This window comes from Hydrogenophaga atypica, assembly GCF_042665215.1.
GTDB classification, from domain to species: domain Bacteria; phylum Pseudomonadota; class Gammaproteobacteria; order Burkholderiales; family Burkholderiaceae_C; genus Hydrogenophaga; species Hydrogenophaga defluvii_A.
The window spans coordinates 1-11627 of the sequence record NZ_JBHTCA010000047.1 but is presented as its reverse complement, the minus strand read 5'-3'; the positions used below and the strand labels follow the sequence as shown (position 1 = coordinate 11627).

Sequence of the window (11627 nt, the reverse complement as noted above, 5' to 3'; positions counted from 1 at the left end):
GCCACGCATGCACAAGGAGTTGCTGGCGCGGGGCATTCGGGTGGGCAAAGACAGGGTGCGCAAGCTGATGAAACAGCACGGCATCAAGGCCAAGACCAAACGCAAGTTCGTGGTGACCACCGACAGCCGCCATAACCTGCCAGTGGCGCCCGACCTGGTGCAGCGGCGCTTCAACCCCGAGGCGCCCAATCAACTCTGGAGTGGCGACATCACCTACATCGCCACGGACGAGGGCTGGCTGTACCTGGCCGCTGTCATCGACCTGTTTGGCCGCCAGGTGGTGGGCTGGAGCCTTCAGCCCCACATGCAGACCAGCCTGGTCAAGGACGCACTGGCCATGGCGTGGTGGCGTCGGCGCCCAGCGGCCGGTTTGATATTCCACAGCGACAGGGGCAGTCAATATTGCAGCGGGGAGTTCCAGGCCATTTTGAGAGCCTGGGGCATGCGCTCATCGATGAGCAGAAAGGGAAACTGCTGGGACAATGCGCCAACGGAGAGCTTCTGGGGTCGGCTGAAAACGGCCAGTGTGCATGGTCAAAAATTCGCCACCCGAGAGCAGGCCAGGCAGGCTGTGATGGACTGGATGGCTTTCTACAATCACCGCAGGCTGCATTCGTCGCTGGGCTATCTCAGCCCGATGCAGTTCGAGCAACGCTGGTACGAGGCACAGCGTAAAAAAGCCGCGTGACCGTTGGGCTAAGAACTACACGGAACAGGGGCAAGGTCAGTATTCCACGTCGCTCATGGTGTTCGTCTTATGTCGCTCGACTCAACTGCTGTATCAACGATACCAGCCTCTGGACAAGAACTGGCTCATCGGGCGGCATAGGCCAGTGCGCATCACACCACCGGCAGATCACGCACGAAATTGCGCTTGGCCTTGTGCACGGACGCCAGGTGCAGCAGCCAGTGGCGGCGGGTGATGTCGTGGCCCATGCGTGCCAGAATTTTTCGAACCAAATCCAATTCGCGTCGATATGGGCTGGTGGCGCGCAGCATGGTGGAGGTGAGCACACGCTGCAGCAACGTGACAGCCTGGTCCCACTGGGCGTGTCCCAGGTGCAGGGCAATGTGCTCCAGAACCTGCTCGCTGCAGTACGCCGGAGGCTGAACCAATTGCAGTGCCTCGCACCAGCGGTTCTCAGCGCACAACAGTGAAGCCCGCAAACTGACGTCGCGCTCACCCGGACCCGGGCCCAACAAACGCTGCGGCCCAAAACGGGTGTGCCCGGTGCGCTGCGCCCGTGAGTGGGTCAGCGCGATCTCTTGCTCGGCAATGGCGTTGAGGATGGTTTTTCGCGTGTTTTCGACATCGTGGCCGGCATGCCCCGCAGCAGCCAGCACCGCCAGGTAGGTCTCCGGCCCCGCGCGTGCCCGAAACCGCCGCATTCTCAAATCAAAGGCTTCTGCCGTCCAGCCGTCGCGTTCGTAGGCTCGCAAGGCACAGTCCTGGACCTGCCAGTCGTCCGGAAACGCCTTGAGCGCCATCTCCGCATGGGCAAAGGCGTCCCGCATCCGCCCGTGTTGCTCGAGAAACTGGACCACGCGGACATGGTCGGTGCCGGTGTTCAGGTCTTCTTTGAGAACGGAAAGGGCCGCCTCGACATCACCTTGGGCTTCGAGCTGCTGCAGGTGCATCCACTCCAGCGTGAAAAGCTGGGCGCCGTCGCTGAGTGAGTGCACATCGTGCAGGGAGGCCATGTACCTGGATGCCGGCCGGCCCCCAGCCACTTGGCGGAGCGCCAACACCTCGTCCTTGGCTTTTCTCCAGGATTCATGCAGCTTCTGGCGGAACCGGGTCAGCGCGGCCGCTCCCATGGCCGCCTCCACCGCATCGGTGTCAAAACACCCGAAAGGGTCTTCCAGCCGCAGCTTCAGGTAAGCCGCACCGAAGGCCGCAGGTTGAGGCCCATTGGCCTGAACAGCCTTGACCCAACGCGCGGCAACAGAACGGCAGAGCTCTCCCACGTTGCCGTAGGAATCATCGATTTGGTGAAACGCTGCCCAGGTTCGCCGCATGGCGTGTTGGGTCAGGACCAGCGCACCCGCTGGGTCGGTTTTCATAGCTCGGTCCAGCAAGGGCAGAACGGCTTCGGCCCCTTGCACGTACTTGTGGCTTTGGCTCGCGGGCACAAAGCTGCGGCCGACCACCAACATCTCGGTGACCAGCGTTTTGTGTTCGGCCACCGACGCCACCGGTTGGTCCAGACGCATCCACTGGTTCAGCTCTTTGGCAATACCTGCATCCCGGTTGGCCAGATCCATCAGTTTGGAGGCCAGCTCACTGACCGGGCGCGAGTTCAAGAACGCCTCCAAGGCTTGGTGCTGCGCGGCTTCTTTGGTGAACAGGCGCGCGGTGCGGTCAGAGCGGATCGGGCTCGCTGTGGGGGCGTCTGCGGCAATCCCTGTGGAACCACCTGAGCACGGCGTGGAGCGCGGTGTGCCCAACAGGCCCCGCCAGACCATGGCCAGCGCGACCTGGTGTTTGCAGAATGTGCCGGCTTCGGCATGCGGGCAGTCACACCCACCACCAACCGACCCGTCCCTGACCGAGACTTCTGTGAGGTAGATATCGCTGCCGATGATTTCGGCATAGATGGTGGGGATGGCCCCGCCCTCCTCCGCTATGACGGTGATGGCGTTGGAGGTCACATAGTCTTTGGCGCGACCAAAGATGGCCTTTCCGGCGAGACTGCGCAAGGCGGTATCGCTGAGCGCCTCGATCAATGCGTTGATCACTTCGTCAGTGAGCGCACCATTGGCCGTTCCATTGGACGTGGCGTTGTCAGGTGCCCCAGGCAGCGCATCTGTCATTTCAACGCGATCTCAAAAGCGCATCAGTGCGGCGGGGTGTCGCGACGCGGTGACGCTGATTCGGCCGGATCCATGAGGTCTTCCAAGGTCAGCCCGTATTCGACCATCCGCGCATTGATCTCCTCGATGGCTGCGGCCCGCTCTCCCTGCAGATCGCGCTCGAACGTGGCAAAGAATGCACTGGCTTTGCCGATCAGATCGTTAAAACGCTGGTCGTTCAGGGGTTCGCTGCGGGTGGGCGCCTGCGGGCGCTTGTTGGCGGGGCGATCTGACTTGAATCTCATCGGATACAGGTGGTGGGCGCAGGGGGCAAGGGTGCGGAGGACCTTCAAGACGTTGAGCTGACGTTGCGGCGTGGAGCACATGGCCACGCGTAGATGGCGCACAGTGCGCTGGCGTGGCGGCTGTGATGCGATGCCAGGATGTTCGTGCTCAAGGTGTCGGTGCCATTCTACGTAGCCGCAGCTGAATCAACACTGTTTCGACGGATCGAATCGGGGGATGTCACCCGTTTGAGGCCATCAAGTGCCGCTGGTTTACACCGGTGTGGCCATCACCTTAGCCCCAGAGAAGATGCACTCCAGTTTCTCGTTGATGTAGTCCGACATGAACGGTTTCAATGGCAGGGTTTTTCCGTTGTGTACGTTGCATTCCGAAAAATCCACTCCGTCGTTGTGCGCGAGCTGGCAGGCCGCGATGTATTCGTTCATCAGCCCGGCGAACTCGATGAACGGGTGGTTGCCGATCTTGACCGCGCTGCGATAGAAGGCATCGGCGGTGCGGGGCATTTCGAGCAGCGCCTGCTCACGTTTATGGACGTTCGTTTGGAATGGCGTGCTTGTGATAGACGGGCTATTTGGAGTGCAGTGCGGCTGACCAGAGCATGGCGTTGCGACTCAAGGGCACATTGCGGGCCTTGTCTGAGGTGATGTTAGCGGGAAGTGGCCTTGCCGCAACAACAGATCAAAATCACGCGCATGGCATGCCTCACATTTGTGCACTCGAACGCCGGGGACGGTATGGACGATTGTCTGCCGGGCTTTCTTATCGGCTATCTGCCCGGGTGTCTGGCCTGTTCTCTGGCCGGTCGGTGCTGCGGTATAACCGCGACGACATGAATTCGGACTTGCCCCACCCCGCCAACCGCTGCCACTTCTGCGCGGCCACCAGCTACCACCACCTGATCGCCCGAGACCCAGCGGGCGTCATGCGCCCGACCACCACGCTGGTGTGTGATGGTTGTGGAAGGCAATTTGACGACAAAGACGCGTGGCGCGGCGGTGCAGGTGTGACCGGCACTTCGCCAGAGACCGGCAAGCCTTGATGGCTGGGGCTGCCCACCGCTCCCGACTTTTTCACATTCTGCGTCTCGCTGTTCCTTTGCACGTTCCCGTACCGCCCCTCCCGTGAGCCAGTTTCGACACCGCACGGGTGCGCAGGTGCCCCGATCTGCCGACCCATCGACCAATGTCTGGCTGTTTGCCGGCGGCTCTTTGACTGCGCGTCTGCGCGCGCATGGCACGGTCGAGGTGGTCGTGGTGAGGCAAGGCGCTTCGGCGCTGTGGTTGGCAGAGCAACGTGATCTGACCTGCCGCTGTGTCTACGCCTGTGAGGTCATCCTGCTGCTCAACGGCCGAGCGGCGGTGTGGGCGCGCAGCGTGGCACCACTGCCTGCTTTTCATGGGGCGTGGAAATCATTGGCCGGCTTGGGGACCCGACCGCTGGCCGAATTGCTGTTCAAGGGCAGGTCATTGGATCGGGATGCGCTTGTTCCCCGTCGGCTGTTGCGTCATGGCCCCGAGTCTCGCTGGGTTCGACCGTCCACCGTGGTGGCTGGGCACGTCGAAAATCCGCTCGTGCAACCCACCTGTGGCCGCAGCTCCATGTTCTGGCGCAAGGGCCAGCCGCTGCGAGTGTTTGAAGCATTTGCGCCTTGGGTCACTCAGTTGCCGACCCCACGCACCGGCCAATGACAGCGTCAGGCTCGCCGGTTCAGATGAGCTTGGCGTTCAACCACCCGCACAGGCTGTTGAAGAAAGCGATGGCTTGCGCGTGGTCCAGGTCTTCCGTGGTCAGCACGGCTTCTCGCAACCGGCCCTCTTCCAGGAGCTGACCCCTGCGAGCCCCTGGCAAAAGCCCGCAGCTCAAAGGCGGCGTGAGCCACTCGCCAGCCACCTTCAGCGCCACATTGCCCCGTGTGAACTCGGTCAACTGGTCCTGTTCGTTCCACAGCAGGGTATCGAAGACGCCAGGCGTTGTTGGCGCAAACGCATCGTAGTGCGCCCTGCGGGTGGTCTTGTGCCGGAAGAAATCGCTGTCATAGCCCACTGCGGGCCGCGTCGCCATTCGCATCGCTCTGCTGCGGTCTGAGATCCAAGCCTTCTATGCCCAGTTAATGGCCCGCCGTGGCTTGCTGGAACTGCGCAACCTGGTGCAAGTGGCCGAGCTCATCGTGCGCTGCGCTCAGCAACGCCACGAAAGTCGAGGACTGCACTTCAACCGGGATTGGCCGAACCTGTCGCCACAAACCCTGCCGACGGTGCTCGTACCCTAGCCTTAGACCCACCGGCGCTGCTCCCGCAGGAACCGCCGTTCGATGCTGGCGCAGAGTACTTCGATGTCGCCTGCGCTGATCAACTCCACATTTGAAGGTGACGCTCAAGACGCACTTGGTCAGCCTCAGCAAATCCACTGCGTGGGTTCGTCTTCAAGAGCTGCTCGCAATCTCTGGAAAACAGCCAGGGTGCGTCGTCAATGGCCAACCAGTGGCCATTTCGCAATATCTCCATTTGGTGGGTTTGCAGCCAGCTTTTGCATTCCATTTCGCGAATGTGAGGCTGGGCAGGCTCGCAAGGACCCTGGCGGGCTACCGGAGTGCAGCCGACCACTCTCTGCCTCAATGACTGGCTGAAGTGTTGTTGCAACAACTGCAATGGTCGATGTTCTCGCCACGAAGAGCTGATGACCACATGCACTTTGGGATGACGCAACAGGACGCTCTCAATCAGTGGCATCTTGCAAAAGAGTTCCTTTGCCCGACAGCCCTCCGGGTGTGTCACTCCGTCAAAGTCGAGAAAGATGGTTGGGTTCATGGCGCAGGTCTGGCATCCCAGGAAACGTGGCACGGTGTTCAGACTCGAGTATGCAGCGGCTCTCAGAGCGGCACAGTCAATGCTGGCCAGTGTGGATAGTCTCTGGTTCCTTGCAGCGGTTGTCCCATAAATGGTCGCCTTACCGTCCCAAAAGTGGTCACCTTAGCTTCGTGTCGGCACCCGCCGGAACAGATCGGACGCAGGAAGCAGCATGTCACTGCGTCACTCGATTTTGGCGGAATACGCAATTAAAACAACAACTTATGCTCATAGCCGATCTCGGTTGAAAGCAAGGTGTAGCCGCGCTGCCACTGCCATTTGCAGCCCTGAGGCCGCAAAGAGTTTTGCTCCCAAAAGTGGTCACCTTAGACAAAGAGCAGCTTGTCGAAGAGACAACGACGCGAGTTCATCGCCGGCGATGGTGCGCTAAGGTATTGATATTTAAAGAAAGAACCTGATATCCATCTTTTTGGCATTCGACCGTGCCGCTGCTGTTTCGCGTGTGATTGGTCCCTGGTCCTGCCTTGAAAGGTGACCACTTATGGGACGAAACGGTGGTTGACGGTCGCCGGTCGCCGGTCGCCGGTCGCGGCCCAGTTTGGCGCACGGGCGTCCTGACACCCCTGCATGTGCGTTTGTCCCTGGTATCTAAGCCAGCGCTGCTCTGGCCAACTTCGTCAGTTGGCGTGGCGGTGAGGGCGCTGTGGTGATCGATTTGATCACCAGCCCTCCCCGGGTCTTGCGAACTCAGACTCCGGATTGAAAGAAAAAGAATACCCATCCAAGTCCCCCTCCTGGAAGGCCCAGAGGCTGCGTGCACTCCGCAGACCGGCGGCGACTTCCAATGCGTCTCGCCGATGTCGTTCTCTGAGTAACGGAAGCTCCGCAGATTCAGTCGATGTGCTGCCCTGGAGCCGAGCGACAAAAGCATCAGCCTGTGCGCCCTTACCCAACAAACACGTCGCGTTTTCAGTGTTCAGTCCCGCATCGAGAGCAGCGCCAAGCCGACCCCAATGTTCCAGTTGTTGTCCACGCGATCGACCGTGTGCCTGGTTCGCAGACAGAGCCGAGGCGTGAAGATCTTCAGAAATATGGACTGAGCGGGCCATATCCGGATCATAGGTGTCAAGTTCAAAGACGCCAACACAAGGTTTGCATTCTTGATGGTGTGCCAGATTCGAACGCGTGGGCCAGCGAGCAGCCATACATCTGGCCTGAGAATGTGGTGTCATGAACAAGCCATCACACCGACTTGATCCACTTGGCCAATCGCTTCCGAAAGGCGAGCATGAACATCATCGTGGATGGGCCCTGAGATGGTCTGTCATCGATGGGCAATTGCGCGGGGGCGGTCAATGAAGCTCCTTGTCCTGTCCGACCTCCACCTCAATTTTGGCAAGCTCTCGCCTGTTCACAAAGGCCGCCGTATCGACAATGATGTCGACACAGTGGTGCTTGCGGGTGACATTGCCGAGGGAGTCGAGGGCGTGCGCTGGGCGCGCGAAACATTCATCACCAAGGAAATCGTCTACGTCGCAGGCAACCACGAGTTCTATGACTACAACGTGGATTTCCTCATCGACCGGCTGCGGGAAGTTGCGCGGCAAATGGACGTCCATTTTCTGGACCGTGATGCGGTGACGATCAACCATGTGCGCTTCTTGGGTGCAACCTTGTGGACGGACTTTGCGTTTTTTGGAGCGGACACACAAGAGGCGTCCATGCACGAAGCCAGCAAGTACATGAACGACTTCCGTTGCATCATGACGTCCCGTGGATCTTCTCGAGGCAACGATGGTCTGATCCCTCGGCGCCTCTTCACGCCAGCAGACGCTCTTCTTGAGCACGGTCAGAGTGTCAGTTGGCTTGCTGCTGAGCTTGCGCAGGGTGATCCGCAGAAGACGGTGGTGGTGACGCACCATGCACCGCACATGAAGTCTGTTGAACCCCGATTCGCTAACGACCCTTTGACCGGCGCATTCGCCTCTGATCTATCAGGCCTGCTGGGCAGAAGCCGGTACTGGATCCACGGCCACATGCACAACTCCTGCCGTTACACCGTCAACGGCACTGAAGTGGTGTCAAACCCGCGTGGGTACACGCGACGAGACGGCTCCAACGAAAATGCCGTGTTTCAGCCTGATTTGGTCTTGGACGTTTGACCACCATCGACATATGGCAGTGAGGCGGGGAGTGGCTTCACTGGCACGCGCGGAGTCACGTTTTCGCGGCACGACTTGGGCATGCTTTGAGCCCTTGGTCGTCAGTTCGAAGACGACGCTAGGTTGCTGTTGCGCACAGGCCTGCGCGTGACACGGACCCGCTGCTGAGTTCAGTGCAGCATATCGGTTTTCTCTCCCGATAGCTCATCTTCTGGTCTCAATTCGACCGGCAGATCCTGCACCAGGATTTTGCGCCGTCCGTGCACCAGCGCGTTGGCGTAGGCGTGCTCCAGCACCTGGATCTGTTGTCGCGGCGTCAAATGTGCCAGCAGCACTGTGATCCTTTTGGCTGGTGGCTCAAACGTGTTGAAACGCGCATGAACTGACTCGGCCACTGACCGAGCTTGTTCCAGCGCTTGGGCGGCTGTTGGGGACTGAATGTGAAACACCCTGAACCTCGATAGGATTGGGGCAGGCAGATGCCAGAGGTCGTTGGCTGTTGCAATCCAGGTGATATAGCTCGCGTTGAAGGTGATCGCCGCTGAGATGTCGGTGACCGCACATGCGGACACTGGCTCCAGCAGGCTGTGCAGCGGGTCCAGCGGTTTGCTTTCTTTCGTTGCGTTGACCGCTTTGTCCAGTTCGTCCAGCAGGATCACAGGATCCGCTCGAGCGCCGAGACACACATGGTCGAAGACCAGTCCGGTGGTGGTGTTGCTCCAGTTCCTGGCACTGCCCATCAGCGAACTGGCGGTTGGACTGGCATCGAAGCTGTGCCGTAGCATGGGTCTGCTCAGTGCTTCAGCCAGCGCGAGGGTGAAATGGGTTTTTCCCACGCCGGGAGGCCCGCCCAAAAGAATGGGGGGGATGAGCAACGGGCGCCCTAAGTCGATTGCCAGCCGGAGTTGTCCCTTAACAAAATCGATCACTGGCGTGAAGTTGGGGTGAGTCGATCTCATCTTTTGCAGCGATTCAATCGATTGAACCAGTTCGGAGTGCCGCGCGATTTGACGGTACGCACCGAGATCGCGGAGCGTCCTGTAGAGGCCTTGATCTCGCGTGCGAGTGTCTCTGTCCGGCGTTCGAACATCGCTGGCGGTGATCAGTTTCAGCGGCTCTTTCCAATCCATGATTTGCACACGGTTGAGCTCACCCAGTCCATCCCGTACCGGCGTTTCAGAGAATTGTTTCTCGAGCAGTACTCGTTCGGTCTCCAGGTCAAATTCCTTGCCAGCAAGGTGTCGTTGACCTGGCGACACCGCCGCGCCACCCTCACCCATCAGGCCCCCACGGCGGGTGTTTTCTTCTTCCTTTTCTTTTGTGGTGATCGCCAAGTTGATGCGGTGGACTTCGGCCTTCGCGGACGCGCAGCGTTCCCGCACCAACTCCTCAACCGCCGGCGTCACTGGCAGCGCGAGTGACACGGCGGCCAATTGGGCGTATCGATCTTCACTTGATGCGATGGAGGACTCTGCGACCAAGATCTTTCGCAGCGCAAACCCGTCGAGGTCTTTTTCAGATTGCTGGGACATGGGGGACTCCGCGTGGAGCCCGGCCTGGTGGGTGTATTGCCCGACTCCTTGGTGAACACAAGGTGGGCTGTAAGAAGGCGTCTATCGACGCAGTCGTACCCGCGCACCCAACGAAATGGTGGTGTGCCGTATGGAGCAACGGGTAGCAGTGATGAAGCCTGCGGACATGTGCAGATCATGTACCAAATTTCTTCTCCGCACAAACACCTCGCATAGCTTTTGACATTTGGCCAGAGGAAGTTTGCAATTGTCTGCAGGCTCAAGACGCCTGCGCAGCGAGCGAAGACCCCTTGAACGAAAACAGCTGTTTTGCCCATACCAGTTTTTCGACCGGGGTGCTCAAAAGTGAGCTGACCATTTTTCCTTCCGTGGTCTCGTACACGTAGGCAACCTGCTCTCGCGCATCTGGCTCGAACGCGATGCTGATCCCCGTCAAAAGGTACAGACCCCAGTGTTTTTGGCCGCACATATGCGCCGGGCAGATCAAGCAGACGGTGTCGATCACCAGGTTGTTGCGTGCGGCCCAGTAGGTCGAGGCGACCAAATCTTCGACCGATCCCAGCATTTCCGTGGCGGCGCCTTGGCCCGTGGCGGCGCCTTGGCAATCATCTTCCCGACCTGGTTCGGGTTTGTAAGTGACCATCAGAAAGGGCACGAAAAGAGGAACTTCAATCTGGCTCCAGTAGTGCTGGCCAACGGCAGCTGGCAAGCCGGCCATGGCGATTCGTGTGCGATCGTGAGTTGCGAACATAGTGACTCCCTGTTTGTAATGAACACTATAGATTGTAGCGCTATAGGAGTCGTTGTGTGCCAATCCTTACATGCAAACTGATTCCACGTGTAACAATTTTGGTGCTGCGCTCAAGGCAGTCCGCACGCTCAAGCGGCTGACACAGGAAGATTTTGGTGAGCTATCGAGTCGGACCTATGTCAGCACTTTGGAGCGCGGTCTGAAAAGTCCCACTTTGAGCAAGATCGATGAGCTTGCGGAGGTGCTCGGAGTCCACCCACTGACGCTGCTCACGCTTGCATACGCAAAAAATCCGAATCGTGTGGCGACATCGCTGGTCATTCAGGAAGTTGACCTAGAGCTCAATGGCCTGTTCAAGGGCGGTTGATCGAAGCCCATTCAAGGCAAGCGACCGCATCTAAGAGGCCGCCGCCGATATTGCCATCAGGATCGAGTCGTCCTAGTCCGGTCGGTCTTGACTGGAGGAATTTGGATTGGTCATCGGGGCGCGCACCCGTGCTCGACTATCCAGCCTTCGTCCTTGGCTGGGCACGCCTATGATTAACTGTCTACATACGAGTTTGCAACGACTTGTGAACGACGTATGTCGTTTTCGAGCTCACAAAGTCAAGGTACCTGAGACAGCTCTGATATTGGAACGGCTTGTGAACGACGTAAGTCGTTTGCAGGTTGCACTCGGTGAGTCATCCCTATACGAGGCGGTGACACTCTTGGCAAATTTTGAAACTCTGAAATGATTTCGGGCGCGAAATTAGTGACAACTGGACGAAGTCACCCATCTACGACGGATCTTATGAAAGGCGCCCTGTGGTACCAGAATAAAGGGGAAATAGACATCCTCACGATCGAGCTTCCGGTGAGCCATTTCCTGGTGCAAGAGAGCCAAAACGAGTTGCTGGAAAAGTACGAAGGCCAGAGCATCAATTTGGACGATGGCAAGCTAACCATCATTCATGGCCTCGCCATTCTTCCTGAGCCTTTGCGCGGCTATCTCGAATTGGCAAACCACCTCGATAAAATTAATGCCATCATTCAAAGCGGCAGCAACTTCTCGCTTGATCCGTTCCCTAACAGGCCGTTGAAAAATCCCCTGCGAGCGTCCGCGTCGGCCGCTACGATCTGAAGCCATCCCGCAACAACTGCGACGAGAAAGATGAGAGGCAACCAAGACTTCCAGGGGGCGATGTTTAGCTACATCAGCCTTGAAGAAAGAGTGCCAGCGGCACACCCGCTGCGCAAGTTGCGCGCCGTGGTGGATGCGCTGCTGTCGAGCATG

The 11627-nt window shown here is 58.9% G+C and carries 13 protein-coding genes and 3 pseudogenes; 8 read left to right on the top strand and 8 right to left on the bottom strand.

Annotated elements, in window-relative coordinates; genetic code table 11:
* A pseudogene (locus ACFQPB_RS23180) lies at positions 1–688 on the top strand (IS3-like element ISCte2 family transposase); the annotation flags it as partial.
* 152 nt (positions 689–840) lie between these two features.
* Here ACFQPB_RS23180 and ACFQPB_RS23175 read toward each other — a convergent pair.
* The 3 genes from ACFQPB_RS23175 to ACFQPB_RS23165 form a co-directional block, all read right to left on the bottom strand.
* A complete protein-coding gene (locus tag ACFQPB_RS23175) occupies positions 841–2814 on the bottom strand; it encodes an SWIM zinc finger family protein (RefSeq protein ID WP_382228607.1) in 1974 nt (657 codons plus the stop codon).
* 23 nt (positions 2815–2837) lie between these two features.
* Positions 2838–3098, bottom strand: coding sequence for a hypothetical protein (locus tag ACFQPB_RS23170; protein WP_382228605.1), 261 nt, complete (start codon positions 3096–3098; stop codon positions 2838–2840).
* 252 nt (positions 3099–3350) lie between these two features.
* Entirely contained in the window at positions 3351–3602 is a 252-nt protein-coding gene (locus ACFQPB_RS23165) for a hypothetical protein (RefSeq protein ID WP_382228603.1), read from the bottom strand.
* A 326-nt stretch (positions 3603–3928) separates the two neighbouring features.
* Here ACFQPB_RS23165 and ACFQPB_RS23160 point away from each other — a divergent pair, with 326 nt between their 5' ends.
* Both ACFQPB_RS23160 and ACFQPB_RS23155 read left to right on the top strand, forming a co-directional pair.
* Complete coding sequence (locus ACFQPB_RS23160; RefSeq protein WP_382228600.1) at positions 3929–4138, top strand: hypothetical protein; 210 nt, start codon at positions 3929–3931, stop codon at positions 4136–4138.
* A gap of 82 nt (positions 4139–4220) precedes the next feature.
* Positions 4221–4787, top strand: coding sequence for a chorismate--pyruvate lyase family protein (locus ACFQPB_RS23155; RefSeq protein WP_382228597.1), 567 nt, complete (start codon positions 4221–4223; stop codon positions 4785–4787).
* A 19-nt stretch (positions 4788–4806) separates the two neighbouring features.
* Here the strand turns inward: ACFQPB_RS23155 and ACFQPB_RS23150 are convergent, their stop codons facing one another.
* Positions 4807–5160, bottom strand: a complete 354-nt coding sequence (locus tag ACFQPB_RS23150) for an aminotransferase class IV (protein WP_382228595.1) — start codon at positions 5158–5160, stop codon at positions 4807–4809.
* On the opposite strand from ACFQPB_RS23150, the pseudogene ACFQPB_RS23145 reads away from it, so the two are divergent.
* Positions 5150–5368, top strand: a pseudogene (locus ACFQPB_RS23145) (L-aspartate oxidase); the annotation flags it as partial. The gene ACFQPB_RS23150 and the pseudogene ACFQPB_RS23145 overlap by 11 nt on opposite strands.
* A gap of 79 nt (positions 5369–5447) precedes the next feature.
* Here the strand turns inward: ACFQPB_RS23145 and ACFQPB_RS23140 are convergent.
* Positions 5448–5906 carry an HAD domain-containing protein gene (locus ACFQPB_RS23140; protein ID WP_382228592.1) on the bottom strand — a complete coding sequence of 153 codons (459 nt, stop codon included), beginning with the start codon at positions 5904–5906 and terminating at the stop codon, positions 5448–5450.
* A gap of 719 nt (positions 5907–6625) precedes the next feature.
* The gene (locus tag ACFQPB_RS23135; RefSeq protein WP_382228610.1) at positions 6626–7015 is read right to left on the bottom strand and encodes a TA system antitoxin ParD family protein; all 390 of its coding nucleotides are present in this window, start codon (positions 7013–7015) and stop codon (positions 6626–6628) included.
* 246 nt (positions 7016–7261) lie between these two features.
* Here ACFQPB_RS23135 and ACFQPB_RS23130 point away from each other — a divergent pair, with 246 nt between their 5' ends.
* A complete protein-coding gene (locus ACFQPB_RS23130) occupies positions 7262–8068 on the top strand; it encodes a metallophosphoesterase (RefSeq protein WP_382228590.1) in 807 nt (268 codons plus the stop codon).
* Positions 8069–8238: 170 nt separating this feature from the next.
* Here ACFQPB_RS23130 and ACFQPB_RS23125 read toward each other — a convergent pair whose 3' ends face one another.
* Together ACFQPB_RS23125 and ACFQPB_RS23120 are read right to left on the bottom strand one after the other, a co-directional pair.
* Positions 8239–9600 (bottom strand): AAA family ATPase, encoded by a 1362-nt coding sequence (locus tag ACFQPB_RS23125; RefSeq protein WP_382228587.1) that lies wholly within the window; start codon positions 9598–9600, stop codon positions 8239–8241.
* Between the two features lie 259 nt (positions 9601–9859).
* Positions 9860–10351, bottom strand: coding sequence for a hypothetical protein (locus ACFQPB_RS23120; protein ID WP_382228584.1), 492 nt, complete (start codon positions 10349–10351; stop codon positions 9860–9862).
* A gap of 70 nt (positions 10352–10421) precedes the next feature.
* Here ACFQPB_RS23120 and ACFQPB_RS23115 point away from each other — a divergent pair, with 70 nt between their 5' ends.
* From ACFQPB_RS23115 to ACFQPB_RS23105, 3 genes and pseudogenes are all read left to right on the top strand, one after another.
* Positions 10422–10718, top strand: coding sequence for a helix-turn-helix domain-containing protein (locus tag ACFQPB_RS23115; protein ID WP_382228581.1), 297 nt, complete (start codon positions 10422–10424; stop codon positions 10716–10718).
* 426 nt (positions 10719–11144) lie between these two features.
* Positions 11145–11474 (top strand): hypothetical protein, encoded by a 330-nt coding sequence (locus tag ACFQPB_RS23110; RefSeq protein ID WP_382228580.1) that lies wholly within the window; start codon positions 11145–11147, stop codon positions 11472–11474.
* A 30-nt stretch (positions 11475–11504) separates the two neighbouring features.
* Positions 11505–11627, top strand: a pseudogene (locus ACFQPB_RS23105) (IS5/IS1182 family transposase); the annotation flags it as partial.